The organism is Candidatus Pseudomonas phytovorans (assembly GCA_029202525.1).
GTDB classification, from domain to species: Bacteria; Pseudomonadota; Gammaproteobacteria; order Pseudomonadales; family Pseudomonadaceae; genus Aquipseudomonas; species Aquipseudomonas phytovorans.
Genome location: CP119325.1, coordinates 459,220 through 485,623 on the forward strand (window position 1 = coordinate 459,220; position 26,404 = coordinate 485,623).

Genomic DNA, 26,404 nt, shown 5'->3' on the forward strand with positions numbered 1-26,404 from the left:
TTGCGGAGGCTGAAATGACGCAGCTGCGTGACCTGAAAATATCCACCCTCGATCTGGTGCCCGTGCGCGCCGGCGCGGGCCCCGCGCAGTCGCTGCGCAACTCGCTGGACCTGGCCCAGCACGTCGAGCGCTTTGGCTACAACCGCTTCTGGGTGGCCGAGCACCACAACATGGACGGCATCGCCAGTTCGGCGACGTCGGTGCTGATCGGCTATCTGGCCGGCGGTACTTCGACCATTCGCGTGGGCTCTGGCGGGGTGATGCTGCCCAACCACGCGCCACTGGTGATTGCCGAACAGTTCGGCACCTTGGCCAGCCTGTACCCGGGGCGAATCGACCTGGGCCTGGGCCGTGCGCCGGGTTCGGACCAGATGACGGCCTATGCCCTGCGCCGCGACCGCGCTGGCGGCCCGGACGACTTCCCGGACGATGTCGAAGAGCTGTCGCGCTACCTCGGCCCGCGTACCGATGATCAAAAAGTGATCGCCGTGCCGGGGCACGACACGGATGTGCCGATGTGGCTGCTCGGTTCCAGCCTGTTCAGCGCCCAGCTGGCGGGCATGCGCGGCATGCCCTACGCCTTCGCTTCGCACTTTGCGCCGCGCATGATGCATGAGGCAATCCGCGTGTACCGCAACCATTTCAAGCCCTCGACCACGCTCGACAAGCCGTATGTGATGCTGGGCATCCCCATGGTAGTGGCAGAAACCGACGAAAAGGCCGAATACCTGGCTACCTCGGTGTACCAACGCATCCTGGCGCTGATTCGCGGCCAGAGCCTCATGCAGAAGCCGCCGGTAGAAAGCATGGATGGCTTGTGGCTGCCCCATGAGCGTGATGCGGTGGGCAGTTTCCTGGGCCTGGCGATGATCGGCAGCCCGCAGAAGGTACGGGCCAAGGTGGAGGTGCTGCTGGAGCAGACCGGGGCCGATGAGCTGATTTTTACCTGTGACCTGTATGAGCATGCGGACCGGATTCGGTCCTATGAACTGTTAGCGCAGGCCCTGAAGACCGAGTGACCTTCTTCGCGGGCTCGCCCGCTCCCACAGGGATATCACAGGGCCTGAGGCCAGTGCCGAACCTGTGGGAGCGGGCAAGCCCGCGAAGGGGCCAGCACATCAGCCGCGTCGGTACACAATCTCTTTGGTGCCTGCCTCACAGCTACCAATCACCTTGCCCGCAGGTTCGCCTTTTTTGACGATCTCCAGCTTGTAGCCAGAAACCCCTTTGGCATCCAGCTTGGCCGCAATCTCTGCCTTCAGTTCCTCGCACGGCTTGCCTGCTGCCAGCGCACCACCGGCCAGGGTCATCAGGCCCAGCGCCAGAATCAGTTTGTTCATCGATCGCTTTCCTTGTGCAGATGAAATGAGAAAGGGCGCCCGCCAAGGCGCCCCCTTTGTAATAACCCATCACGCCCGGCTATTCCAGCCCGGCAATGTGTCAGCTATTGGCGATACGGAAGCCGACCTTCAGCGTGACCTGGAAGTGCGCCGCCTTGTTGTCGCGGATATGGCCACGGGTATCGATCACCTCGAACCATTCCAGGTGCTTGATGCTTTTGCCGGCTTCGGCCAGGGCATTGTTGATCGCGTCTTCGATGCTGGTAGGCGAAGACCCCACCAGCTCGATCTTCTTGTAAGTGTGATGGTCAGTCATGTTCACGCTCCTTGGATAACAGTGAAATTCAGCCTAGCAGCGTAGGCCTGGTTTACCTGCGAGCCGTCCGCAAAGGTGAAAGTTCGATCGCACTTTTTCGCGGGCCAAGGGTCGCAACTCTTACAGCCCATACTGCAAAGGAGAGTCAACATGCACCGCAACTCGCTGCGTAAAACATCCCTGGAAAGCATGGAAGCAGAGATCGAGAGCCTTCTGAAAAGCCTGGAGAACCTCAAGCATGATGCCTCGGAAGAGTCCCAGAAGTCGGTGAAGGCAATCCGCAGCAACGCCGAGAGCGCCCTCCGTCATTCGCGCAGCCTGCTGAGCGATGCCTATGAGGAGGTTAAACAGCGCACCCGCCAGACTGGCATCGCCACCCGCGACTACGCTCAGGAACACCCGTACACCACCGCAGGGGTAGCCATTGGTGCACTGGGCCTGCTGGCAGCCTACCTACTGACCAAACGTAACTAAGCGCTCTGCCGCGCAAGCTCGGCGCGTAGCCACTGCGCCAACTGCTCGGCGCGCCCATCTGCGGCGCGCCGGGGCACCCACAACGCCAAAGCTGCCCGGGTGGGGGAAAAGCCCCACGGTGCGCTAAGGCGCCCGGCCCGCAGGTCATCAGCCACCAGTGGCTGCGGCGCGATGGCGATGCCAAGGCCTGCAACCGCAGCCTCCAGCAAATAATACAAATGCTCGAACGCCTGACCGTACTGCAACCTGGCCGGGGCCAGCCCCTGCTGCTCACCCCAGGTTGGCCATGCTTGCGGACGTGACGTGGTATGCAGCAGAGCCTCCTGCAGCAGGGCGCTGGCAGGTGCGCCACGCAAGCGTTCGAAGCCGGCAAAATGCGGGCTGAGCACCGGGCCGATACGCTCCTCGGCCAGCACATGCACCTGCATGTCCGAAGGCCATGGCGGCTCAGCGTACACCAGCAATGCATCAAGGCCTGGGCGACGCGGGTCAAGGTCACCTTCACCGGCTGACAGATGCAGGCGCAATTCCGGCAAGTCCGCCTTAAGGCGCCCCAGCCTCGGAATGAACCAGCGCGCCAGCAGGCTGCCCGAGCAACCCAGCACAAATGGCGCCTCGCTGACATCGCGACTGAGCTCGGCGCACACACTGCGCAAGCGATCGAAAGCCTCACCACTGGCATCACGCAGGCGTAGGCCTGCATCTGTGAGTTTGATGCCACGCCCGTCCTTGACGAACAGGGCTACGCCCAAATGCTCCTCCAGTACCTTGATCTGCCGGCTGACGGCGCCATGGGTGACATGCAGCGCCTCGGCCGCCTGACTAACACTGTTAAGCCTGGCGGTAGCCTCGAAGGCACGAAGGGCATTGAGGGGAGGGAGGTCGTGGGCCATATTACCTGTGAGTTTTTCTGACAAGTTTACGCAATCTTATCGGTTTTCAGCCGGGCTTGCCGTGGTTAGAGTAAAGCCCATCACTCATTCTTTACGCCCTGGAGCGCCCCATGACCCAGTCCCAATACCGCCCCGGCCCTGACGCCAATGGCCTGTTCGGCTCGTTCGGCGGCCGCTACGTGGCCGAAACCCTGATGCCACTGGTGCTGGACCTGGCCCGCGAATACGAGGCGGCCAAGGCAGACCCCAAGTTCCTCGAAGAGCTGGCCTACTTCCAGCGCGACTACATCGGCCGACCCAACCCGCTGTACTTCGCCGAGCGCCTGACCGAGCACTGTGGCGGCGCAAAGATTTTCTTCAAGCGTGAAGAGCTCAACCACACCGGCGCACACAAGGTGAACAACTGCATCGGCCAAGTGCTGCTGGCCAAGCGCATGGGCAAGAAGCGTCTGATCGCCGAAACCGGTGCCGGCATGCACGGCGTGGCCACTGCCACCGTCGCTGCCCGCTTTGGCCTGCCGTGTGTGATCTACATGGGCGCTACCGACATCGAGCGCCAGCAGGCCAACGTGTTCCGCATGAAACTGCTGGGCGCCGAGATCGTCCCGGTCACTGCCGGTACCGGTACCCTGAAAGACGCCATGAACGAAGCCCTGCGCGACTGGGTCACCAACGTCGAAGACACCTTCTACCTGATCGGTACCGTGGCCGGCCCACACCCGTATCCGGCCATGGTCCGCGACTTCCAGTCGATCATCGGCAAGGAAACCCGCGCCCAGTTGCACGAGAAGGAAGGCCGCCTGCCAGACAGCCTGGTTGCCTGCGTGGGCGGTGGTTCCAACGCCATGGGCCTGTTCCATGAGTTCCTCGAAGAGCCAAGCGTACAGATCATCGGCGTCGAAGCCGGTGGCCACGGCGTGCACACCGACAAGCACGCCGCCAGCCTGAACGGCGGCGTACCGGGCGTGCTGCACGGTAACCGCACCTACCTGCTGCAGGACGAAGACGGCCAGATCACCGACGCCCACTCAATTTCCGCAGGCCTCGACTACCCGGGCATCGGCCCGGAGCACGCCTACCTGCACGAAGTGAAGCGCGTCGAGTACGTCAGCATCACCGACGACGAAGCGCTGGATGCGTTCCACGCGAGCTGCCGCCTGGAAGGCATCATCCCGGCCCTGGAAAGCTCCCACGCCCTGGCTGAAGCGATCAAGCGCGCGCCGAAACTGCCCAAGGATCACCTGATGGTCGTGTGCCTGTCGGGCCGCGGCGACAAAGACATGCAAACCGTCATGAGCCACATGGCCGCCCAGGAGAAACAGGCATGAGCCGTCTTGAACAACGCTTCGCCGAACTGAAGGCCGAAGGCCGTTCGGCACTGGTCACCTTCGTTACCGCAGGCGACCCGGGTTATGACGCCTCGCTGCAGATCCTCAAAGGCCTGCCAGCCGCTGGCGCCGATGTGATCGAACTGGGCATGCCGTTCACCGACCCGATGGCCGACGGCGTGGCCATCCAGCTGGCGACCCTGCGCGCGCTGGAAGCTGGCCAGACCCTGGCCAAGACCCTGCAGATGGTTCGCGAATTCCGTGTGGATAACCACACCACGCCAATCGTGCTGATGGGCTACTACAACCCCATCCACCGCTTTGGTGTGGATAAGTTCGTGGCTGAAGCCAAAGCGGCGGGCGTAGACGGCCTGATCATCGTCGACCTGCCGCCCGAGCATGATGCCGAACTGGCCACCCCGGCCCAGGCTGCCGGCATCGACTTCATTCGCCTGACCACCCCGACCACCGACGATGCGCGCCTGCCGCGCGTGCTGGAGCGCAGCTCCGGGTTCGTCTATTACGTGTCGGTAGCTGGGGTGACGGGTGCCGGCTCGGCAACCACCGAGCATGTGATCGAAGCCATTGCCCGCCTGCGCCGGCATACCGATCTGCCGATCAGCGTTGGCTTCGGTATTCGCACGCCGGAGCAGGCTGCGAACATCGCCCGCCTGGCGGATGGTGTGGTGGTGGGGTCGGCGCTGGTCGACAAGATTGCCCAGGCCAAGAGTGCTGACCAGGCGGTGAGCGATGTATTGAGCCTGTGCTCTGCACTGGCTGAAGGGGTGCGCGGCGCCCGTCGCTGAACCGCGTCGCTTGCTTCGCGGGCACGCCCGCTCCCACAGGGACCACACAGATACTGAAAGCTGTGGAGAACTTGTGGGAGCGGGCGTGCCCGCGAAGAGGCCATCACAGGCGACAGCTACCTACCCACCAAAAATCGACAGATCCAAGGGCCGCAAAGCCCCCATCCAGATCGCATGGTCCCGGTGGTCCGCCAGTTCATCCCCGGTCAACGGATGCATGAACACCACCAACCCCTTCCGGTACAGCGCCAACCAAGGCAGCACCACCCCGACAAATTCCGGCTCGAACGCCAACTGGCAGCTCCAGTCCGGGTGCGGCCCAACGGGTTTCTGGTGCATGCGCCCCATGGTCACGGGAAACAGCCGCGTCGCCTCCTCGCACAACTCACGTGCCTGCTCCATCGTTGCCGCGTTGTAATATACGTGGGCATGGTAACCCTTGATTCTTTGCACGATAACTCCCGATTGCACCGCCATCAGCCGCTGCGCTCCTGCTCCAGCCAGCTGACGAACCGCTCGATCAACGCCCCGCGTCGCTTGCGCGGTGGCAAAACCAGATAATAGCCCCGACTTGATGTCAGGCTCCCCTCTAATGGCCGGCATAGCAACCCTTGTTCCACCAGGCTGTCCACAAGATGCCGCCAACCAATAGCCACGCCTTGGCCCGCAATCGCCGCCTGGATCAGCAAGGTGTAGTTGTCGAAGCGCAGCTGCCCCGGCGGCGGCGGACTGTCCACGCCAAACCCGCGAAACACCCCCGCCCAGTCAAACCAGCGGCTGGCCTGCTCGCCTTTCAAATGCAGCAAGGGCAAACGTTGCAAAGCCACGGCTGACAAGGGTTTACCATCGGTCAGTCGGGGGCTGCATACCGGGAAAACTTCCTCATCGAACAACCAGCGGCTTTCACCCTGATGAAAGCGCCCGTCACCAAACAGCACCGCTACGTCGATGTCCGGGCGCAACATGCCCTGGCTGCGCTCACCGGTCACCAGGCTCACATCCACCTGTGGATAAGCCTCGTGAAAACGCTGCAGCCGGGGCATCAACCAGAACGCCGCAAAGGCAAAGTCGGTAGCCACCTGCAGCACTTCGCGCTGGCCGCGCCCGCTGGCTTGGGCGATGCCGTCATCCATGGCCTGCATGCCCTGCTGGACCTGCTCGAACAACACCTGACCGGCCTCGGTCAGCTCGATACCCCGGTAAATCCGATCGAACAGCCGCGTGCCCAATTGTGCCTCCAGCCGCTTTACCTGCTGGCTTACCGCTGGCTGCGTGGTGCCCAGCTCCAGTGCCGCCGCAGTGAAACCGCGCAAACGGGCGGCGGCCTCGAACACACGCAAGGTATCCAGCGACAACTCGGCAAGATGCTCAAACATAAGTTCAGCTAATCCCAGTCATTGCCCGGCATGGGCTTTACCCATGTTATCCACAGTCGCATCTTGGTAGGCAAGCGGATCGCATAATCCTCAACGATGGAAGCCACCATGACGCGCCCGAATATCCTGTTCATCATGGCCGACCAGATGGCCGCGCCTTTGCTGCCGATCTACGGCCCTTCGCCCATCCAGATGCCGCACCTGAGCCGCCTGGCCGAACAGGCGGTGGTGTTCGATTCGGCCTACTGCAATAGCCCGCTGTGTGCGCCCTCGCGCTTCACCCTGGTCAGCGGCCAGTTGCCCAGCCGCATCGGCGCCTATGACAACGCCGCCGATTTCCCCGCCGATATACCGACTTACGCACATTACCTGCGCCGCTTGGGCTACCGCACTGCGCTGTCAGGCAAGATGCACTTCTGCGGCCCGGACCAGTTGCACGGCTACGAAGAGCGCCTGACCAGCGACATCTACCCCGCAGACTACGGCTGGGCGGTGAACTGGGACGAGCCGGATGTGCGACCGAGCTGGTACCACAACATGGCCTCGGTACTGCAGGCCGGCCCTTGCGTGCGTACCAACCAGCTGGATTTCGACGAGGAAGTGGTGTTCAAGGCGCGCCAGTACTTATACGACCATGTGCGCGAAAACGATGGCCGGCCGTTCTGCCTGACCGTGTCGATGACTCACCCGCACGATCCGTACACCATCCCCAAACGCTACTGGGACCGCTATGAGGGTGTGGATATCCCTCTGCCCCGTGCTGAATTCAGCCAGGCAGAGCTCGACCCGCACTCGCAGCGCCTGCTCAAGGTCTACGACCTGTGGAACAAGCCGCTGCCTGTGGAAAAGATCCGCGACGCCCGCCGCGCCTACTTCGGCGCCTGCAGCTACATCGACGACAACATCGGCCAACTGCTGCAAACCCTGGAGGAGTGCAACCTGGCCGACGACACCCTGATCGTGTTCTCCGGCGACCACGGCGACATGCTGGGCGAACGTGGCCTCTGGTACAAGATGCACTGGTTCGAGATGTCGGCGCGGGTACCGCTGCTGATCCACGCGCCGAAGCACTTCGCCGCAGGGCGGATCAGCGCCTCCGTGTCGACCTGCGACCTGCTGCCAACCTTGGTGGAGCTGGCCGGCGGGGCGGTGGATAAAGACTTGCACCTGGACGGCCACTCACTGCTCAGCCACCTGCAAGGGCAGGGCGGCCACGACGAAGTGATCGGCGAGTACATGGCCGAAGGCACCGTCGGCCCGCTGATGATGATCCGCCGCGGGCTCTACAAGTTCGTGTACAGCGAAGACGACCCATGTCTACTCTATGACCTGAGCCGCGACCCGCACGAGCGGGAGAACCTCACCGGCAGCCCGGACCACCAGGCGCTGCTGCAGGCATTTGTCGATGAAGCACAACAGCGTTGGGATATCCCCAGCCTGCGCCAGCAGGTACTGGCCAGCCAGCGCCGCCGCCGCCTGGTGGCCGAAGCGCTGGCCATCGGCAAGCTGAAAAGCTGGGACCACCAACCGCTGGTGGATGCCAGCCAACAGTACATGCGCAACCACATCGATCTCGACGACCTCGAGCGCAAGGCACGTTATCCACAGCCCGCCCCCCTGGATTGAGAAGAGAGGCCGCCATGCACAAGTTCTCCGCCGCCGTGTTCGCCCTGGCCCTGGGCGCCACCACGGCCCACGCCGCCGACAGCGAAGCACAATGCAGTACCGTGAAAATGGCCGACCCCGGCTGGAGTGATATTGCCTCAACCAACGCAGTAGCCCGCCTGCTGCTGGAAAGTCTGGGCTACCAGGTGAAAATCGACAGCCTGGCCGTGCCGATCATCTACGGCGGCTTGAAGGACGGCCGGGTCGATGCCTTCCTGGGCAACTGGATGCCGGCCCAGCAGGGCTTTCATGACAAGTTCATCGCCAACGGCGATGTGCAGCAGCTGTCACGCAACCTGGAGGGAACCGAGTTCACCCTGGCAGTGCCCGACTATGTGTGGAATGCCGGGGTGAAGGACTTTGCCGATCTGCAAAAGCATGCCGACCAGTTCGACAAGAAGCTGTACGGGATCGGTTCCGGCGCGCCCGCCAACCTGTCCCTGAAAGAAATCATCGACAAGAATGAATTCGACCTTGGTCAGTGGAAGCTGGTGGAGTCCAGCGAGCAGGCCATGCTGGCCCAGGTCGACCGGGCGGTGAAGAAGCAGCAGTTCATCACCTTCCTCGGCTGGACCCCGCACCCGATGAACGTAAAGCTGAAGATGCATTACCTCACCGGTGGGGAAAAGTGGTTCGGTAGCAAAGGCGAGGTGTACACGCTGACGCGCAAGGGTTATCCACAAGCCTGCCCGAATGCGGCGAAGCTGTTGGCTAACCTGAAGTTCACACTGGACATGGAAAACAGCATCATGGCCCAGGTTGTGGACAAGAAGATCAGCTTCGACGACGCGGCCAGAGCTTGGGTGAAAACGCACCCCGAGTTGCTGGAGGGGTGGTTGGCTGGGGTCACTACCAAAGCCGATGGCAATGCCCTGCAGGCCGTCCAAGCCAAACTGTAATCTCGCAAGCAATACACTTCCCCTGTGGGAGCGGGCAAGCCCGCGAAGAGACCACCGCGGTGGATGGCACCGGCTTTGCCGGTGTTCGCGGCGGTTCGGCGCCCCGACATGCCCGCTCCCACAGGGTTTGGCGAAACCTTAAGGATTGTGGATAAACCATGCATCGCCTCACTCAACTGCTGCCTTTCCTCTCCTGGCTACCGCACCAATCGGGCCGCAGCCTGCGTCAGGACCTGCTGGTGGGCCTGAGCGGTGCCATCCTCGCCCTCCCGCAATCCATCGCCTACGCCCTGATCGCAGGCCTGCCTGCCGAGTACGGCCTGTACGCCGCCATCGTTCCGGTACTGATCGCCTGCCTGTGGGGCTCATCCTGGCACCTGATCTGCGGCCCGACCGCTGCCATTTCCATTGTGCTCTACGCCAGCATCAGCCCGCTGGCCGTGGCCGGTAGTGCCGATTACATCACCCTGGTGCTGCTGCTGACCTTTCTCGGTGGCATCTTCCAGCTGCTGCTCGGGCTTTTGCGCTTTGGCGCGCTGGTCAATTTCGTTTCCCATTCCGTGGTGCTCGGCTTCACGCTGGGTGCTGCCATCGTGATCGCCCTGGGCCAACTGCCCAACCTGCTGGGCATGGACCTGCCCAGCCAGGCCACGGCGCTGAAAACCGTCCAGGACCTGGCCAGCCATGCCGGTGAGGTCGACTTGCCATCGCTGGTCCTGGGGCTGGCCACTGTGGTGCTCGGCGTAGCGTTCAAGCTATGGCGCCCACGCTGGCCAAGCCTGTTGATAAGTCTGATTGTGGTCAGCGGGGTGGCTTGGCTGCTGCCAGGCTGGTTTGGCCATGTGCCGCGGGTGGCAGCCTTCGCCGGGCGGCTGCCGCCCCTCAGCCCGCTGCCTTTGCTGGATGTGGAACTGATGCTGCGCCTGCTGCCCAGTGCCGTGGCAGTAGGCATGCTGGGGCTGGTCACCAGCCTGTCGATCGCCCGCTCGTTGTCTGCGCGCTCGGAACAGCTGATCGACCCCGACCAGGAAATACGCGCACAGGGCCTGTCGAACATCGTCGGTGCATTTTTCTCCGGCTACCTGTCTGCCGGTTCCTTCACCCGCTCGGGCCTAAGCTACGAGGCGGGTGCCCGCTCGCCCATGGCCGGGGTGTTCTCGGCGCTGTGGGTGGCGTTGTTTGCCGTTACCGGTGCCGGCCTGATCGCACACCTGCCGATACCGGCCATGGCTGGCAGTATTCTGCTGATCTGCTGGGGGTTGGTGGACCATCGGGGAATTCGCGCGCTCTTTCGGGTCAGCCGCTCAGAGTTTCTGGTGATGGCGCTGACAGCGGCGGCGACCTTGTTGCTGGAGTTGCAGACAGCGATCTATGCCGGGGTGCTGGCGTCGCTGTTCTTCTATTTGAAGCGCACTTCACGGCCACGGGTACAGCAAAGCCGTGAAGGCGATGCCGATGTGTTACGGGTTGGTGGGTCGATCTTCTTTGGCGCGGCGCATTATCTGCAGGTGCGCTTGCAGCGTTGCCAAGGGCCGCATGTGGTGATCGATGCCCGGCAGGTGAATTTCATTGATTACTCGGGTGTGGATATGTTGCATCGCGAGGCGCGGCGGTTAATGCGAATGGGGGGGAGTTTGACCTTGCATCGGGCCAGGCCGCAGGTAATCGAGGAATTGCAGAAGCTGGAAGGGGTTGAGTTGTGTCCGATCCGATTTGAGGAGTGACGCTGAGATCCTGGGGCTGCTTTGCAGCCCATCGCCGGCAAGCCAGCTCCCACATTGATCGCGCCGACCTGAAGGCCTGTGCAGTACCTGTGGGAGCTGGCTTGCCGGCGATGGGCCGCAGAGCGGCCCCGACAATTTCAGCCCCGAGCCAGTTGCCGGCGCAGCTCCGCCAACACTGGCGCGGTATCAGGCCGAATGCCCCGCCAGATAAAGAAGGCTTCAGCCGCCTGCTCAGCCAGCATCCCCAACCCATCCAGCACCTTTGCCGCGCCCAGGTCAGTAGCCCACTGGCAAAACGGCGTCGGCGCCTTGCCATACATCATGTCGTAGCAAACCGTGCGCCCCGCCTCGACCAAACTGTCGGCAATCGGCGGCATCTCACCGGCCAGACTCGCCGAAGTGGCATTGATGATCACATCCACCGGTTCCTGCAACCAGGCAAACCCGCTGGCCACTACCGGCCCCAACTCATCGAACTCACGCGCCAGCTGCTCGGCCTTTTCCACGGTACGGTTGGCAATCACCAGCGACTGCGGCTTGTGCGCCAGGAGCGGCTCCAGCACGCCACGCACGGCACCACCGGCACCGAGGATGAGAATGCGCTTCCCGGCCAGCTCAACGCCGGCATTCACCGTCAGGTCACGCACAAGGCCAGCGCCATCGGTGTTGTCTCCCTGCAAGGTGCCGTCGGCCAGCTTGCTCAGCGTGTTCACTGCACCCGCGCGTTGGGCACGCGGGGTGAGGCGGTCGCACAGGCGGTAGGCCTCTTCCTTGAACGGCACGGTCACATTGCCACCGCTGCCTTGCTTGAAGAAGCCGCGAGCGCAATCGCTGAACTCGTCCAGCGGCGCCAGCAGGGTGGCGTATTCCAGGTCCTGCCCGGTCTGCTCGGCAAACAGGCGATGGATCAGCGGCGACTTGCTGTGGCCGATGGGATTACCAAAAACGACGTACTGGTCCATGACGGCTCCTTGTTTATCCACAAGCTTACTGGTCGAGCCAGTCGCGGTCCTGCAGGAAGTACTCGGTCAGGCGCGCTTCTTCACTGCCGGGCGTAGCCTTCCAGTCGTAGCCCCAGCGCACCTGCGGCGGCAGCGACATCAGGATGGACTCGGTGCGGCCACCGGACTGCAGGCCGAACAGGGTGCCACGGTCATAGACCAGGTTGAACTCCACGTAGCGACCACGGCGGTATTCCTGGAACTCGCGCTGCTGCGGGGTGTAAGGCGTGTCCTTGCGGCGCTGGACGATCGGCAGGTAGGCGTTGACGAAGGCATCGCCGATGGCGCGGATGAAAGCGAAGCAGGTGTCGAAGTCCCACTCGTTCAGGTCATCGAAGAACAGGCCGCCAATACCGCGTGGCTCACCACGGTGCTTGAGGTGGAAATAGCGGTCGCACCAGGCTTTGTAGCGCGGGTAAACGTCGGCGCCGAACGGTGCACAGGCCTGCTCAGCCACGCGGTGCCAATGAATGCAGTCTTCCTCGACGCCGTAGTACGGGGTCAGGTCGAAGCCGCCGCCAAACCACCACACCGCCTCTTCACCTTCCTTTTCGGCAATGAAGAAACGCACGTTGGCGTGGGAAGTGGGTACATGCGGGTTGTGCGGGTGGATCACCAGCGACACACCCAAGGCCTCGAAGCCACGGCCTGCCAGCTCGGGGCGGTGGGCACTGGCCGAAGGTGGCAGGCCGGTGCCGAAAACGTGAGAGAAGTTGACCCCGCCTTTCTCGATCACCTTGCCGTCGCCGATCACCCGCGTGCGGCCCCCGCCACCGGCTTCGCGCACCCAGGCATCCTCGACGAAGCGGGCACCGCCGTCTTCGGTTTCGAGGGCAGAGCAGATGCGGTCTTGCAGGTCGAGCAGGTAGGCTTTCACGGCCTCGGTGCGGCTAGTCATCGGGTCACCAGAAACGGGCAGGGAAGAATTCGCCGCGTAGCATACCACCGCCAACGCACGCGCCGCAGTTGACGGCGATCAAGCAAAGGCGTCCGATAGAAGGCCTTTTCCCGATCCCGACTACAGGAGTGCGAGATGGCCAAGCGTATCCAGTTCAGCCAGCATGGCGGCCCGGAAGTGCTGCAGTTTGTGGAATTTGAACCCACCCCGCCCGGGCCACAGCAGGTGCGCGTGCGTAACCATGCGATTGGCCTGAACTTCATCGACACGTACTTTCGCAGCGGGCTGTATGCGCCGCCGTCCCTGCCTTCTGGCCTGGGTACCGAAGCGGCCGGCGTGGTCGAGGCCGTGGGCGAGGGTGTGACCCGCCTGAAGGTGGGAGACCGCGTGGCCCATGCCGGCGGCCCGCTGGGCGCGTATAGCGAGGTGCATACGCTGCCGGAGGCCAACCTGGTCAAGCTGCCGGACAACATCAGCTTCGAGCAAGCGGCGGCGGTGATGCTCAAGGGTTTGACCGTGCAATACCTGCTGAAGCAGACCTATGAAGTCAAACCGGGCGACGTGATTCTGTTCCACGCTGCTGCTGGTGGCGTGGGTTCATTGGCGTGCCAGTGGGCCAAGGCGCTGGGCGCCAAGCTGATCGGCACCGTGAGTTCTGCCGAGAAGGCCGAGCGGGCCAAGGCGCTGGGGGCTTGGGAAACCATCGACTACAGCCATGAAGATGTGGCCAAGCGCGTGCTGGAGCTGACCGACGGCAAGAAATGCCCCGTGGTGTATGACGGCGTGGGCGCCGATACCTGGCTGACTTCGCTGGACTGCCTGCAGCCACGGGGGTTGATGGTGAGCTTTGGTAATGCGTCGGGCGCGGTGAGCGGGGTGAACCTGGGGATTCTGGCGCAGAAGGGCTCGCTGTATGTGACCCGGCCGACCTTGGCGACCTATGCCAACAATGCCGAGAACACCCAGGCCATGGCCGATGACCTGTTTGCGATGATTGGTAGCGGCAAGTTGGTTGTGGATATTCAGCAAAGGTATCCGCTGAGTGAGGCGGCGAAGGCGCAGGCTGAGCTGTCGGCGCGGCGGACTGTGGGGTCTACTGTTTTGTTGCCCTAACAGTACGTGCATGCACGGCACGCGAGAAAAAGGTCCCGGCTTGACCGTACAGATTCGAAGGCGTAGCCTTTCAGCTTGAGGATGTGCTGGTGCGCCGGTTGTTTCAAGTTATCCGGGCGAGTGCATCCCCAGCATTTAGGCCGCTTAAGCGGCCTTTATTTTTTGGGCTTGTTTCTATCCCCTTTAGGGATGATGGAATAGAGCTCTGCTTTGGGCTTGCGGGCCGTCAGTTCAAAAATCGCCTCATCAAAAATTTCATTGCCATAGCCATCGTCACGACCAATCGTGCTGCGAAGAGCGGTCATGCGCGTAGCGCTCTTCCAGATCGACGTCGCCGCCAACGCTGCCTTGATCTGCAGAACCATGTCATCAATGGTATATCCATCCCGTATCACCCGGCTTCTGTAGGCATGGCTGCCGATAAAGACAATCCCTGGGTCCTCCAGCAGTGGCAAGTCCTGCGCCTCTTTTTGCCTATTGATCGCTTCGAACTGTTCTGCGGTGAACCTACCAATTTCCACTGCTCTGACCCGGTTGTTGGACACGAGCTGCTCGAGATTGGCCCTTATGAGGTATTCGGCATTTTCGAATAGCGGCATTTTTCCCGTGCTACCGCCGACCCTTGCCGGCGCCCCCTCGCTACAAAGACCAAACGCCGACGATGCGACGCATGGCTAGCAAACTAGAGACTGGGGTTTCTCCAGGGAAGGTGACGGCTTAGGACACGGGCAGTAGGAAGTTTCCTAAACTGTGCACCGGACAACCATTCGAGACAAAATCAGAAAAATCTGCGGGGACTTGGCTCTACCCTGTGGGAGCGGGCAGGCCCGCGAACACGGGCGAAGCCCGTGCCAGGCACCGAGTTGGATTCTTCGCGGGCGCGCCCGCTCCCACAGGGGCCCGAGTCCACCCGCCAGCGCTGCGGATAGATTCAACCCGGCCGAACGACTTCGCCGGTCGCCAGGTTACGAATCACACTCGGATTCCTCCGCCCGCCCAGCGCCCCGCCAAGCACCAAATCCAGCTGCCCATGGAAGTACTGCTCCACCCGCAACCGGGTCTTCGCCGCCGGGCGCCCGCCGGGGTTGCACGAGGTGGAAATCAACGGCCCAACCAGCGCACACAGCTCACGCACTACCGGGTGATCACTGACCCGCAGCGCCACGGTGTCATGCTGCCCGGTCACCCACTCGGGCAACAGGTTCTGGTGCGGCACCAGCCAGGTATTCGGCCCCGGCCAGGTACTGCCCATCCGATCGATCCAGTCTTCGGGAAAATCTTCGAACAAAAAATCGAACTGGCGAATGTTGTCGGCGATCAGAATCAGCCCTTTATCCACAGGCCGCGATTTCAGCGCCAGCAGGCGGTACACCGCGTCCTCGTTCCATGGGTCGCAGCCCAGGCCCCAGACCGCTTCCGTCGGGTAGGCGATCACTGCGCCCGCCCGGATCTCACGTGCGGCTTGTTGCACACGAAAACTGCTCACCATTGCTGTTTCTCCGCCTAGATACCTTGCATGTGCGCAGTGTACTTAGCCCACGCGGGCAAACCAACGCCCGGCTTCATTGCTGACCCGGCCTTCCAGCTCCAGCTCGGTAAGCTGTGCCAGCACCGTGGCAAGTGGTAGCTCACTGCAGTGGGCCAGGCTTTCTGTCGTCTGTGGCGCAGCATGCAGCAAGGCGAGCAGGGGATGGTCGAATTTGTCCACCGCCGCGGGCGGCAAATTCTGCCAGCCCTGCAGGCTTTCCATTATCTGCTCCACGGTTTCCACCAGCAGTGCGCCGTCACGGATCAACTGGTGGCAACCCTTGGCACCTGGATGATGGATGGAACCCGGTATGGCATACACCTCGCGACCTTGCTCGGCCGCTAACCGTGCCGTGATCAGCGAGCCGCTGGCCAGGCTGGCCTCGACCACCAGCACACCCAACGACAAGCCACTGATGATGCGATTGCGCCGGGGGAAATTGCCGGGCAGTGGCCCGGCATCCAGCGGGTACTCCGAAACCAGCGCGCTGCCGCTGTCGATCATCGCCTGAGCCAGCTCCCGATGGCGCTGTGGATAAAGTTTTTGCAACCCCGTGCCCAGCACAGCAATTGTGCCCCCTCCTGCCTTCAATGCGGCCCGATGAGCGGCACCGTCGATGCCCACGGCCAGCCCACTGGTGATGACGAAGCCGGCCTGCGCAAGGTAGCGGGAAAATGCGCCAGCCGTATCCAGCGCTGGCGGTGTGGCACGCCTGCTACCCACAATTGCCAGCTGGGGACGGTTTAGCAACGCCAGTTCTCCGGCGATAAAAAGCAGCGGCGGGGCATCATCGATTTCCGCTAACAGTGCAGGGTAGTCCGGGTCGTCCCACATCAGTAAATGCTGGCCGGCGCCCTCTAACCAGGCCATTGTGGCCAGCGCGCCATCTCGTACCTCGGCACTGCGCCGGGCATCGATGGTGGTTTGGGGGATGCCCAGCGCTCGCCAGGCAGAACCGGGAGCACTCAGGGCAGAAGAGGCATTGCCGAAGGCATCGAACAAGGTGCGAAAACGCCGCAGGCCCATCCCGGTAAGGCGATGCAAACGTAATCGCGCTTCCAGTTCGGCAGGCGGGCATGGCGACGAATGGTAACTGGGCATGGGGATCGTCCTTGATCAAAACAGGGCCATTTACGTGGCACAACCTGTGGATAACTCTGTGAGTAACACTTTGAAAAGCTGTCCATTGCTTGGGGGCTATCAAGCCCATAGACACCCTAGACGAGCTTGCCAGGTGCCGAAATCCCCGTTTCCCTTTATTATGTGTGCTCAGTTTTCAACCGAACGCACAGTGACTGCCTGACCTTATGGCCATCTTGAACATTCTCGAATTCCCGGACCCGCGCCTGCGCACCATTGCCAAACCGGTGACGGAGTTCGACGACGCCCTGCGTCAGCTGATCGACGACATGTTTGAAACCATGTACGAAGCCCCTGGCATCGGCCTGGCCGCGACCCAGGTCAACGTGCACCTGCAGGTCGTGGTCATGGACCTCAGCGAAGACCGCAGCGAACCGCGCGTCTTCATCAACCCCACGGTCGAAGAGCTGACCCACGACATGGGCCAGTACCAGGAAGGTTGCCTGTCGGTACCGGGCTTCTACGAGAACGTCGACCGCCCGCTGCGGGTACGGGTGAAGGCCCAGGACCGCGACGGCAAGCCGTACGAGCTGGAATGCGAAGGCCTGCTGGCGGTATGCGTGCAGCACGAATTCGACCACCTCAACGGCAAGCTGTTCGTTGACTACCTGTCGCAGCTCAAGCGCGACCGGATCAAGAAGAAGCTGGAAAAGCAGCACCGCCAGCAAGCCTGATCCCCACCTCCCTGAAGGCTTGCTCCGGCAAGCCTTTTTCTTTTTTGAAGCGAGAACGCCATGCGCATCGTCTTTGCAGGCACACCAGAGTTTGCTGCCGAACACCTCAAGGCCCTGCTCGACAGCCCGTACGAGATCGTGGCCGTCTACACCCAGCCAGACCGCCCTGCCGGCCGTGGCCAAAAGCTCATGCCGAGTGCGGTCAAGGCACTGGCCGTGGCCCATGACATCCCGGTGCTCCAGCCGCCAACCCTGCGCAACGCCGAGGCGCAAGCCGAACTCGCCGCACTGAAGCCGGACCTGATGGTGGTGGTCGCCTATGGCCTGATCCTGCCGCAGGCAGTGCTGGATATCCCGCGCCTGGGCTGCATCAACAGTCACGCCTCCCTGCTGCCACGCTGGCGCGGTGCGGCGCCGATCCAGCGCGCCGTGGAAGCCGGCGACGCCGAGAGCGGCGTCACCGTGATGCGCATGGAAGCAGGCCTGGACACCGGCCCGATGCTGCTCAAGGTGGTCACCCCGATCAGCGCCGACGATACCGGCGGCACCTTGCATGATCGCCTGGCCGAAATGGGCCCGCCCGCAGTCATTCAGGCCATCGCTGGCCTGGCCGACGGTTCGCTGCAAGGTGAAGTGCAGGACGATGCCCTGGCCACCTACGCACACAAGCTGAACAAGGACGAGGCGCGCATTGACTGGGCCCGTCCGGCCGTCGAGCTGGAGCGCCTGATCCGCGCCTTCAACCCGTGGCCGGTGTGCCACAGCACCCTCGATGGCGAAACCGTGAAGGTGCTGGGTGCCAACCTGTCCACAGCCAAGGGCGCCCCCGGCGAAATCCTGTCGGCGAGCAAGGACGGGCTGGTCGTCGCCTGCGGTGACCAGGCCCTGAGCCTGACCCGCCTGCAACTGCCCGGTGGCAAGGCGCTGAACTTCAGCGACCTGTTCAACAGCCGCCGCGAGAAATTCGCTGCCGGCAAGGTACTGGGCCAATGAACCCACGTCTCGCCGCCGCCCGTGCCCTTGCCGCTGTACTCAGTGGCAAGGCCTCGCTGAACAGCTCGCTGCCGGCACAACTGGACAAGGTCGATGAACGCGACCGTGGCCTGACCCAGGATCTGGCGTTCGGCACCGCACGCTGGCAGCCACGCCTCGACCTGCTGGCCGCGCAACTGCTGCAGAAGCCGTTCAAGGCCGCCGACGCCGATGTGCAGGCGCTGCTGCTGGTCGGCCTGTACCAGTTGTTCTACACCCGCATTCCGGCCCACGCCGCCATCGGCGAAACCGTGGGTTGCGCCGACAAGCTGAAGAAACCGTGGGCCAAGGGCCTGCTCAATGCCGTGTTGCGCCGCGCCCAGCGTGAGGGCGAAGAACTGCTAGCCAGCATGGAGCGCGACCCGGTGGTGCGCACTGCCCATCCACGCTGGCTGCAAAAATCGCTGAAGGCCTTCTGGCCGGAGCAGTGGGAAGCCATCTGCGCCGCCAACAACGCCCACCCGCCGATGATTCTGCGGGTCAATCGCCGCCACCACAGCCGCGATGCCTACCTGACGCTGCTGACCGAGGCGGGCATTGGCGCCAGCGCCTGCCAGTACAGCCGTGACGGCATCGTGCTGGCCGAAGCCTGCGACGTGCGCGGCCTGCCGGGCTTCGCCGAAGGCTGGGTGAGCGTACAGGACGAAGCCGCGCAGCTGTCTGCCGACCTGCTCGAACTGGCCCCCGGCCAACGCGTGCTGGACGCCTGCTGCGCCCCGGGTGGCAAAACCTGCCACTTGCTGGAGGCCGAAGCCGGCCTGGCGCAGATGGTGGCCATCGACCTCGAAGCCAAGCGCCTGACCCGCGTGCGCGAAAACCTCGACCGCCTCAAACTCGACGCCGAGCTGATCGCCTGCGATGCCCGTGACACCGCCAGCTGGTGGGACGGCAAGCCGTTCCAGCGCATCCTGCTAGACGCGCCGTGTTCGGCCACCGGCGTGATTCGCCGTCACCCGGACATCAAGCTGACCCGACAGGCCGACGACATCCCGGCCCTGGCAACGCTGCAAGGCGAACTGCTCGACGCCCTGTGGCCCACCCTGGAAGTTGGCGGCATGCTGCTATACGCCACCTGCTCCAGCCTGCCGACCGAGAACACCGAAGTGATCGGCGCCTTCCTTGCCCGCACCCCGGGCGCCCGTGAGCTGGACCTGGCCACCGAGGCCGGCCTGCGCCAGCCCCACGGCCGCCAGTTGCTGGCCCAGGAAGGCGGCCACGACGGCTTCTACTATGCCAAGCTGATCAAGATCGCCGCCTCACGCGGATAAGCACAAAGGGTAGGGAGTAGCGGATGAAAATCATCATCCTCGGTGCAGGGCAGGTAGGCGGTACGCTGGCAGAGCACCTGGCCAGCGAAGCGAACGACATCACCGTGGTCGACACCGATGGCGAGCGTTTGCGCGACCTCGGTGACCGCCTCGACATCCGCACCGTGCAGGGCCGCGGCTCGCTGCCGACGGTGCTGCGCCAGGCCGGTGCCGATGACGCCGACATGCTGGTGGCGGTGACCAACAGCGACGAGACCAACATGGTCGCCTGCCAGGTGGCCTATTCGCTGTTCCACACCCCGACCAAGATCGCCCGGGTGCGCGAATCGTCGTATCTGACGCGTGAAGAACTGTTCGACAACGACCATATCCCGGTCGATGTACTGATCAGCCCCGAGCAGGTGGTGACCAACTACATCAAGCGCCTGATCGAACACCCAGGCTCGCTGCAGGTGATCGACTTCGCCGAAGGCAAGGCCCAGCTGGTAGCGGTGAAGGCCTACTACGGGGGCCCGCTGGTCGGCCAGCAGCTGCGCCAGATCCGTGCGCACATGCCCAACGTCGACACCCGCGTGGCCGCCATCTTCCGCCGCGACCGGCCGATCACCCCACGCGGCGACACGGTAATCGAGGCTGACGACGAAGTATTCTTCATCGCCGCCAAGAAGGACATCCGCGCCGTGATGGGTGAGTTGCGCCGCATCGACGAGACCAACAAGCGCATCGTCATTGCCGGCGGCGGGCAGATCGGCGAACGCCTGGCCGAAGCCATCGAGAGCCGCTACCAGGTGAAGATCATCGAGATGAACCCGGCCCGTTGCCGGCACCTCTCCGATACCCTGGAAAGCACTGTAGTGCTGCAAGGCAGCGCATCGGACAAAGACTTGATGCTCGAAGAGAACATCGCCGATGCCGATATTTTCCTGGCGCTGACCAACGATGACGAAGCCAACATCATGTCGTCGTTGCTGGCCAAGCGCCTGGGTGCGGGCAAGGTGATGACCATCATCAACAACCCGGCCTATGTCGACCTGGTGCAGGGCGGTGATATCGACATCGCCATCAGCCCGCAGCTGGCCACCATCGGCACCCTGCTGGCGCACGTGCGCCGGGGCGATATTGTCAGCGTGCACTCGCTGCGCCGCGGCGCGGCCGAGGCCATCGAGGCCGTGGCGCACGGGGATTCGAAGTCGAGCAAGGTGGTCGGCAAGGCCATCGAGGACATCGCCCTGCCACCGGGCACCACCATCGGCGCGATCATCCGCGACGAAGAGGTCATGATTGCCCATGACGACACCCTGATCGAGTCGGGTGACCATGTGATCCTGTTCGTTGTGGATAAAAAACACATTCGGGATGTGGAGAAGCTGTTCCACGTCGGCTTGAGTTTCTTCTAGGAGAAGAGGGCATGCGCGAGTCGTTGGAAAAGATGCTGGCCAAGGGTGTGGATAACCCGCTGCTGCGGTTCGGGCTGGGCAAGGCCTGGCTGGATGAAGGTAACGGGGCAGAGGCTGCGGTGCATCTGGCGCGCTGTGTGGAGCAGGACCCTAAGTATTCGGCGGCGTGGAAGCTGCTGGGCAAGGCTTATCAACTGGTCGGTGATCTGGCGGCGGCGCGCAAGGCCTGGGAGGATGGGATCGTGGCGGCACAGGCCCATGGGGACAAGCAGGCCGAGAAAGAGATGACTGTGTTCCTCAAGAAACTCAATAAAACGTCAGGTTAACGCGGCCCCCTGTGGGAGCGGGCATGCCCGCGAATCAGGCGACGCGGTGTATGGCACCGGCTGCGCCGGTGTTCGCGGGCGCGCCCGCTCCCACAGGATAGGGTGAAAGGCTTAGTACCAGCGCGGCTCGCCAGCCGGGCGCTTCTTGAAGCGCTTCATGCTCCACATGTACTGGCTCGGGTACTCGCGCACATAGCGCTCCACCACTTTGCTCATCGCAGCCGCCGATTCAGTCACATCGGTGCTGTACATCGCTTCTGGCGCCGCCTCCAGAATCACCCTGAAGCCCGAGCCATCCGGCAGCCTTAGGGCATGCAGGAACACCCCCACCGCCTTGCCTCCCGCCAGCATGTTCGGCACGAACTTGCTGGTCAGCGCCTGGGTGCCGAGAAATGGCACAAACACGCCAGCCGATTCTGCCGGCTCCGGGTCGGCAGGAATGCCCACCTGGCCACCCCGGCGTACTTCCTTGATCACGCTGAGGATGCCTTCCTTGGTCGATGGCGCCACGCGGTTGCCCATCTGCACGCGCTGCTCGCGCAGCAGGTCATCTACCGCCTTCAGCTTTGGCGGGCGGTAGAAGATGATCGGTTTGCACTGGTTGCAGTAGAAGTGGTTCAGCACTTCCCAGTTGCCCAGGTGGCTAGTGATACCGACCACGCCTTTACCCGAGGCCAGGGCCTGCTCCAGCACGTCCAGGCCGTGCACTTCCTTCACCAGCTCCAGCGAACGCTGCGGCGGCCAGATCCAGGCACAGGCACTTTCGACAAAGGATTTGCCGATATCCCGCAGCGCCTGGCCAACCAGTTGCTCACGGGCAACCGGGTCCATCTCGGGGAAACACTTGGCCAGGTTGATCCGCACCACGTTGCGCGAACCGTTGGGAATTTTCCACATCAGCCAGCCGATACCGGCGCCGACACGCTGCACAGCGCCCCAGGGCAGCTTGGCAAACAGTCGCAGCACCCCGACCATCAGGGCGCCCTTGAACTTTTCCACAGGCGAATTCCTTATTTCAGCAAGGCGCGCATTGTAACCCCTCAGCGCAACAAGGCGGCGTAGCGATCACAATCGGTGGTGTGGTCCATGACCATACCGGTGGCCTGCATGAAGGCGTAGCAGATGGTCGGGCCGACAAAGGTGAAGCCGGCTTTCTGCAGAGCCTTGCTCATGGCCTTGGCCTCGTCGGTGACAGCCGGCACCTCGCCACGCCCTTTGAAGTGGTTGATCCTAGGCTCGCCACCGACGAACGACCACAACCATTCGCCTGGGTTATCCACAGCAAGCCAGGCTTGGGCATTGCGCCGCGAAGCCTTGAGCTTGAGGCGATTGCGAATGATGCCGGCATCCTGCATCAGTTCTTCGATACGTTCGTCGCTCATGGCGGCCAGCTTTTCCGGGTCAAAGCCGTACATCACCTCGCGATAACGCTCGCGTTTGCGCAAAACGGTTATCCACGAAAGCCCGGCCTGGAACCCTTCGAGCAAAAGCATCTCGAAGAGCAACGCCGGGTCACGCTGTGGCGTTCCCCATTCCTGGTCGTGGTAGGCCTGGTACAACGGATCGTCGGTACACCAAAAGCAGCGTGGCATAAGGCTCCAATGAGTAGAGGGCGAGGCGAATCAGGTTATACTCCCGCTCTTTACATCCGCATCCCCAGATACAGGTGAATTTCGTGAGCCAGCCTACGCCAGCCGTGCGTACCTTCCAAGACCTGATCCTCGCCCTGCAGAACTACTGGGCAGCTCAAGGTTGTGTGGTGCTTCAGCCCTACGATATGGAAGTAGGCGCCGGCACTTTCCATACCGCCACGTTCCTGCGCGCCGTCGGCCCAGAAACCTGGAACGCCGCCTACGTGCAGCCTAGCCGTCGCCCTGCCGACGGGCGGTATGGCGAAAACCCCAACCGCCTGCAGCACTACTACCAGTTCCAGGTAGTGCTCAAGCCGAACCCGGCCAACTTCCAGGAGCTGTACCTCGGCTCGCTGAAAGCCATCGGCCTGGACCCGCTGGTACACGACATCCGCTTCGTCGAAGACAACTGGGAATCGCCGACCCTTGGCGCCTGGGGTCTGGGCTGGGAAATCTGGCTCAACGGCATGGAAGTCACCCAGTTCACCTACTTCCAGCAGGTAGGCGGTATCGAATGCTACCCGGTCACCGGTGAAATCACCTACGGCCTGGAGCGCCTGGCCATGTACATCCAGGGCGTCGACTCGGTGTACGACCTGGTATGGGCCGACGGCCCGTTCGGCAAGGTCACCTACGGCGACGTGTTCCACCAGAACGAAGTGGAGCAGTCGACCTACAACTTCGAACACGCCAACGTCGAGAAGCTGTTCGAGCTGTTCGACTTCTACGAAAGCGAAGCCAACCGCCTGATCAAGCTGGACCTGCCGCTGCCGACCTACGAAATGGTCCTGAAGGCTTCGCACACCTTCAACCTGCTGGACGCCCGCCGCGCCATCTCGGTAACCGAGCGCCAGCGTTACATCCTGCGCGTACGTACCCTGGCCCGGGACGTGGCGCAAAGCTATCTGCAAGCCCGTGCACGCATGGGCTTCCCGATGGCCACCCCTGAACTGCGTGACGAAGTGTTGGCTAAGCTGGAGGCTGCACAATGAGTGCTCAAGATTTCCTGGTTGAACTGGGCACCGAAGAGCTGCCACCGAAAGCCCTCGCCAGCCTTGGCGACGCCTTCCTGGCCGGTATCGAGAAAGGCCTGCAGGCCGCTGGCCTGAACTACACCGGCAAGCAGGTCTACGCAGCGCCGCGTCGCCTGGCCGTGCTCATCCGCCAGCTGGACGTGCAGCAGCCTGACCGTAGCATCAACATTGATGGCCCACCCCTGCAGGCGGCCTTCAAAGACGGCGAGCCGACCCAGGCTGCCTTGGGCTTTGCCAAGAAGTGTGGCGTGGAGCTGGCCGAAATCGACCAGAGCGGCCCCAAGCTGCGCTTCTCTCAGCACATCCCGGGCAAGTCCACCGTCGGCCTGCTGCCAACCATCGTCGAGGATTCGCTCAACGACCTGCCGATTCCCAAGCGCATGCGCTGGGCGGCCAGCCGTGAAGAGTTCGTGCGCCCGACCCAATGGCTAGTGATGCTGCTGGGCGACCAAGTGGTCGACTGCACCATCCTGTCGCAGAAGGCTGGCCGTGAATCCCGTGGCCATCGCTTCCACCACCCGGAAAACGTGCTCATCACCACCCCGGCCAACTATGTCGAAGACCTGCGCAAAGCCTACGTGCTGGCGGACTTCGCCGAGCGCCGCGAGCTGATCAGCAAGCGTACCGCCGAGCTTGCCATGCAGCAGGAAGGCACCGCCATCGTGCCGCCAGCGCTGCTGGACGAAGTGACCGCCCTGGTCGAATGGCCGGTGCCGCTGGTGTGCTCGTTCGAGGAGCGTTTCCTCGAAGTGCCGCAGGAAGCCCTGATCACCACCATGCAGGACAACCAGAAGTACTTCTGCCTGCTGGACAGCGAAGGCAAGCTGCTGCCGCGCTTCATCACCGTGGCCAACGTCGAAAGCCGCGACCCGATACAGATCGTGCAAGGCAACGAGAAGGTCGTACGCCCACGCCTGACCGACGCCGAGTTCTTCTTCAAGCAGGACAAGAAGCAGCCGCTGGAAACCTTCAACGAGCGCCTGAAGAACGTGGTGTTCCAGGCTCAGCTGGGCACTGTGTACGACAAGGCCGAGCGCGTTTCCAGGCTGGCCGCCTTCATCGCCCCGCTGATCGGCGGCGACGCCCAGCGCGCCAGCCGTGCCGGCCTGCTGTCGAAGTGCGACCTGGCCACCGAGATGGTCGGCGAGTTCCCAGAAATGCAGGGTGTTGCCGGTTACTACTACGCGCTCAACGACGGTGAGCCGCAAGACGTCGCCCTGGCCCTGAACGAGCAGTACATGCCGCGCGGTGCTGGCGCCGAGCTGCCGCAGACCCTCACCGGTGCTGCCGTGGCCATCGCCGACAAACTCGACACCCTGGTAGGCATCTTCGGCATCGGCATGCTGCCTACCGGTAGCAAGGACCCATACGCCCTGCGCCGTGCAGCCCTGGGCGTGCTGCGCATCCTGATCGAGAAACAGCTGGACCTGAACCTGACCGGTGCGGTCGAATTCGCGGTCAAGCAGTTCGGCGCCAAGGTCAAGGCCGCTGGCCTTGCCGAGCAGGTGCTGGAGTTCATCTTCGACCGCCTGCGTGCGCGTTACGAAGACGAAGGCATCGATGTGGCCACTTACCTGTCGGTACGTGCCCTGCAGCCGGGTTCCGCGCTGGACTTCGACCAGCGTGTACAGGCCGTTCAGGCCTTCCGCAAGCTGCCGGAAGCCGAGGCCCTGGCCGCGGTGAACAAGCGTGTATCGAACCTGCTGAGCAAGGCCGAAGGCGCCATCGCCGAACAGGTCGAGCCAAAGTACTTCGACAACGCCAACGAGTTCTCCCTGTACTCGGCCATCCAGCAGGCCGACCAGGCCGTGCAACCAATGGCTGCTGCACGCCAGTACAGCGAATCGCTGGCCCGCCTGGCGGCCCTGCGTGATCCGGTCGACGCCTTCTTCGAGGCGGTGATGGTCAACGCTGAAGACGCCAAGGTCCGCGCCAACCGTTATGCCCTGCTCAGCCGCCTGCGTGGCCTGTTCCTGGGCGTGGCCGACATTTCGCTGCTGGGGTAAGCCTTGAAACTGCTGATTCTCGACCGTGACGGGGTCATCAACCATGACTCCGACGCCTACATCAAGACGCTGGAAGAATGGGTGCCGATCCCAGGCTCGGTCGAGGCCATCGCGCAGTTGAGCAAAGCGGGCTGGACGGTGGCCGTGGCCACCAACCAGTCCGGCATTGCCCGTGGCTATTACACACTGGCAACCCTGGAAGCCATGCACGCACGCCTGCGTGTGCTGGTGGCCGAGCAGGGGGGCGAGGTGGGCCATATCGTGTATTGCCCGCACGGCCCAGACGAAGGCTGCGCTTGTCGCAAGCCAAAGCCTGGCATGCTGGTGGCGATTGCCGAGCATTACCGGGTCGGCCTGCAAGGCGTCTGGTTCGTCGGCGACAGTAAAGGTGACCTGGAGGCCGCCCTGGCCGTCGGTGCACAACCCGTGTTGGTAAAAACCGGCAAGGGCGAGCGGACCCTGGAAAAGGGTGTGCCTGAAACTACACTGATTTTCGACGATCTGGCAGCTATCGCCAGAGAACTAATTTAAACAA

28 protein-coding genes are annotated in these 26,404 nt (G+C 62.9%); 16 read left to right on the top strand and 12 right to left on the bottom strand.

The window, feature by feature from the left end:
- Positions 1–14: 14 nt before the first annotated feature.
- Entirely contained in the window at positions 15–1,019 is a 1,005-nt protein-coding gene (locus P0Y58_01955) for an LLM class flavin-dependent oxidoreductase (protein WEK30973.1), read from the top strand.
- Positions 1,020–1,118: 99 nt separating this feature from the next.
- Here the strand turns inward: P0Y58_01955 and P0Y58_01960 are convergent, their stop codons facing one another.
- Complete coding sequence (locus tag P0Y58_01960) at positions 1,119–1,340, bottom strand: DUF1161 domain-containing protein (GenBank protein WEK30974.1); 222 nt, start codon at positions 1,338–1,340, stop codon at positions 1,119–1,121.
- A gap of 100 nt (positions 1,341–1,440) precedes the next feature.
- Entirely contained in the window at positions 1,441–1,656 is a 216-nt protein-coding gene (locus P0Y58_01965; protein ID WEK30975.1) for a dodecin family protein, read from the bottom strand.
- A gap of 150 nt (positions 1,657–1,806) precedes the next feature.
- On the opposite strand from P0Y58_01965, the gene P0Y58_01970 reads away from it, so the two are divergent.
- Complete coding sequence (locus P0Y58_01970; protein ID WEK30976.1) at positions 1,807–2,130, top strand: DUF883 family protein; 324 nt, start codon at positions 1,807–1,809, stop codon at positions 2,128–2,130.
- On the opposite strand, the gene P0Y58_01975 is transcribed toward P0Y58_01970, so the two are convergent.
- Positions 2,127–3,023, bottom strand: a complete 897-nt coding sequence (locus P0Y58_01975) for a LysR family transcriptional regulator (GenBank protein ID WEK30977.1) — start codon at positions 3,021–3,023, stop codon at positions 2,127–2,129. The two genes, P0Y58_01970 and P0Y58_01975, sit on opposite strands and share 4 nt — an antisense overlap.
- Positions 3,024–3,133: 110 nt before the next feature.
- Here P0Y58_01975 and trpB point away from each other — a divergent pair, with 110 nt between their 5' ends.
- Together trpB and trpA are read left to right on the top strand one after the other, a co-directional pair.
- Positions 3,134–4,351, top strand: coding sequence for a tryptophan synthase subunit beta (gene trpB, locus P0Y58_01980; GenBank protein ID WEK30978.1), 1,218 nt, complete (start codon positions 3,134–3,136; stop codon positions 4,349–4,351).
- Positions 4,348–5,157, top strand: coding sequence for a tryptophan synthase subunit alpha (gene trpA / locus P0Y58_01985; GenBank protein ID WEK30979.1), 810 nt, complete (start codon positions 4,348–4,350; stop codon positions 5,155–5,157). The genes trpB and trpA overlap by 4 nt, the downstream gene beginning before the upstream one ends.
- A 120-nt stretch (positions 5,158–5,277) precedes the next feature.
- Here trpA and P0Y58_01990 read toward each other — a convergent pair whose 3' ends face one another.
- Positions 5,278–5,610, bottom strand: coding sequence for a DOPA 4,5-dioxygenase family protein (locus P0Y58_01990; GenBank protein WEK33257.1), 333 nt, complete (start codon positions 5,608–5,610; stop codon positions 5,278–5,280).
- 23 nt (positions 5,611–5,633) lie between these two features.
- A complete protein-coding gene (locus tag P0Y58_01995; protein ID WEK30980.1) occupies positions 5,634–6,533 on the bottom strand; it encodes a LysR family transcriptional regulator in 900 nt (299 codons plus the stop codon).
- Between the two features lie 108 nt (positions 6,534–6,641).
- On the opposite strand from P0Y58_01995, the gene betC reads away from it, so the two are divergent.
- From betC to P0Y58_02010, 3 genes are all read left to right on the top strand, one after another.
- Positions 6,642–8,159 carry a choline-sulfatase gene (betC, locus tag P0Y58_02000; protein ID WEK30981.1) on the top strand — a complete coding sequence of 506 codons (1,518 nt, stop codon included), beginning with the start codon at positions 6,642–6,644 and terminating at the stop codon, positions 8,157–8,159.
- A 14-nt stretch (positions 8,160–8,173) separates the two neighbouring features.
- Complete coding sequence (gene choX / locus P0Y58_02005) at positions 8,174–9,097, top strand: choline ABC transporter substrate-binding protein (protein ID WEK30982.1); 924 nt, start codon at positions 8,174–8,176, stop codon at positions 9,095–9,097.
- A 158-nt stretch (positions 9,098–9,255) separates the two neighbouring features.
- Positions 9,256–10,821 (top strand): SulP family inorganic anion transporter, encoded by a 1,566-nt coding sequence (locus P0Y58_02010; GenBank protein ID WEK30983.1) that lies wholly within the window; start codon positions 9,256–9,258, stop codon positions 10,819–10,821.
- A 137-nt stretch (positions 10,822–10,958) separates the two neighbouring features.
- Here P0Y58_02010 and aroE read toward each other — a convergent pair whose 3' ends face one another.
- Positions 10,959–11,783 carry a shikimate dehydrogenase gene (aroE, locus tag P0Y58_02015; protein ID WEK30984.1) on the bottom strand — a complete coding sequence of 275 codons (825 nt, stop codon included), beginning with the start codon at positions 11,781–11,783 and terminating at the stop codon, positions 10,959–10,961.
- A gap of 25 nt (positions 11,784–11,808) precedes the next feature.
- Complete coding sequence (hemF, locus tag P0Y58_02020) at positions 11,809–12,720, bottom strand: oxygen-dependent coproporphyrinogen oxidase (GenBank protein WEK30985.1); 912 nt, start codon at positions 12,718–12,720, stop codon at positions 11,809–11,811.
- A gap of 135 nt (positions 12,721–12,855) precedes the next feature.
- Between hemF and P0Y58_02025 the strand changes: the two genes are divergently transcribed.
- Positions 12,856–13,833, top strand: a complete 978-nt coding sequence (locus P0Y58_02025; GenBank protein WEK30986.1) for an NADPH:quinone reductase — start codon at positions 12,856–12,858, stop codon at positions 13,831–13,833.
- Between the two features lie 155 nt (positions 13,834–13,988).
- Here P0Y58_02025 and P0Y58_02030 read toward each other — a convergent pair whose 3' ends face one another.
- The 3 genes from P0Y58_02030 to dprA all read right to left on the bottom strand — a co-directional run bounded on the left by P0Y58_02030 (position 13,989) and on the right by dprA (position 16,462).
- Positions 13,989–14,432, bottom strand: a complete 444-nt coding sequence (locus P0Y58_02030; protein WEK30987.1) for a hypothetical protein — start codon at positions 14,430–14,432, stop codon at positions 13,989–13,991.
- A gap of 332 nt (positions 14,433–14,764) precedes the next feature.
- Positions 14,765–15,322, bottom strand: coding sequence for an L-threonylcarbamoyladenylate synthase (locus P0Y58_02035; protein ID WEK30988.1), 558 nt, complete (start codon positions 15,320–15,322; stop codon positions 14,765–14,767).
- A 42-nt stretch (positions 15,323–15,364) separates the two neighbouring features.
- Positions 15,365–16,462, bottom strand: a complete 1,098-nt coding sequence (dprA, locus tag P0Y58_02040) for a DNA-processing protein DprA (GenBank protein WEK30989.1) — start codon at positions 16,460–16,462, stop codon at positions 15,365–15,367.
- 206 nt (positions 16,463–16,668) lie between these two features.
- Here dprA and def point away from each other — a divergent pair, with 206 nt between their 5' ends.
- Genes def through P0Y58_02065 form a run of 5 tightly spaced genes read left to right on the top strand, consistent with a single transcriptional unit; the run spans position 16,669 to position 21,198 of the window.
- Complete coding sequence (gene def / locus P0Y58_02045) at positions 16,669–17,175, top strand: peptide deformylase (protein WEK30990.1); 507 nt, start codon at positions 16,669–16,671, stop codon at positions 17,173–17,175.
- A gap of 60 nt (positions 17,176–17,235) precedes the next feature.
- Positions 17,236–18,168, top strand: a complete 933-nt coding sequence (fmt, locus tag P0Y58_02050) for a methionyl-tRNA formyltransferase (GenBank protein WEK30991.1) — start codon at positions 17,236–17,238, stop codon at positions 18,166–18,168.
- Positions 18,165–19,475: a 16S rRNA (cytosine(967)-C(5))-methyltransferase RsmB gene (gene rsmB / locus P0Y58_02055; GenBank protein WEK30992.1), complete on the top strand. Its 1,311-nt coding sequence runs from the start codon at positions 18,165–18,167 to the stop codon at positions 19,473–19,475. Before fmt ends, rsmB begins: the two co-directional genes overlap by 4 nt.
- A gap of 23 nt (positions 19,476–19,498) precedes the next feature.
- Complete coding sequence (trkA, locus tag P0Y58_02060) at positions 19,499–20,872, top strand: Trk system potassium transporter TrkA (protein WEK30993.1); 1,374 nt, start codon at positions 19,499–19,501, stop codon at positions 20,870–20,872.
- 11 nt (positions 20,873–20,883) lie between these two features.
- Entirely contained in the window at positions 20,884–21,198 is a 315-nt protein-coding gene (locus tag P0Y58_02065; protein ID WEK30994.1) for a tetratricopeptide repeat protein, read from the top strand.
- Between the two features lie 111 nt (positions 21,199–21,309).
- Here P0Y58_02065 and P0Y58_02070 read toward each other — a convergent pair whose 3' ends face one another.
- Positions 21,310–22,197, bottom strand: a complete 888-nt coding sequence (locus P0Y58_02070; protein WEK30995.1) for a lysophospholipid acyltransferase — start codon at positions 22,195–22,197, stop codon at positions 21,310–21,312.
- A gap of 41 nt (positions 22,198–22,238) precedes the next feature.
- Positions 22,239–22,790, bottom strand: coding sequence for a DNA-3-methyladenine glycosylase I (locus tag P0Y58_02075; GenBank protein ID WEK30996.1), 552 nt, complete (start codon positions 22,788–22,790; stop codon positions 22,239–22,241).
- Between the two features lie 83 nt (positions 22,791–22,873).
- Between P0Y58_02075 and glyQ the strand changes: the two genes are divergently transcribed.
- From glyQ to gmhB, 3 genes are read left to right on the top strand one after another with little or no spacing between them, the layout of a single operon-like run.
- Positions 22,874–23,821, top strand: a complete 948-nt coding sequence (gene glyQ, locus P0Y58_02080; protein WEK30997.1) for a glycine--tRNA ligase subunit alpha — start codon at positions 22,874–22,876, stop codon at positions 23,819–23,821.
- The gene (gene glyS / locus P0Y58_02085; GenBank protein WEK30998.1) at positions 23,818–25,869 is read left to right on the top strand and encodes a glycine--tRNA ligase subunit beta; all 2,052 of its coding nucleotides are present in this window, start codon (positions 23,818–23,820) and stop codon (positions 25,867–25,869) included. Before glyQ ends, glyS begins: the two co-directional genes overlap by 4 nt.
- Before the next feature lie 3 nt (positions 25,870–25,872).
- Positions 25,873–26,400: a D-glycero-beta-D-manno-heptose 1,7-bisphosphate 7-phosphatase gene (gene gmhB / locus P0Y58_02090; GenBank protein WEK30999.1), complete on the top strand. Its 528-nt coding sequence runs from the start codon at positions 25,873–25,875 to the stop codon at positions 26,398–26,400.
- The last annotated feature ends 4 nt before the right edge of the window (positions 26,401–26,404 follow it).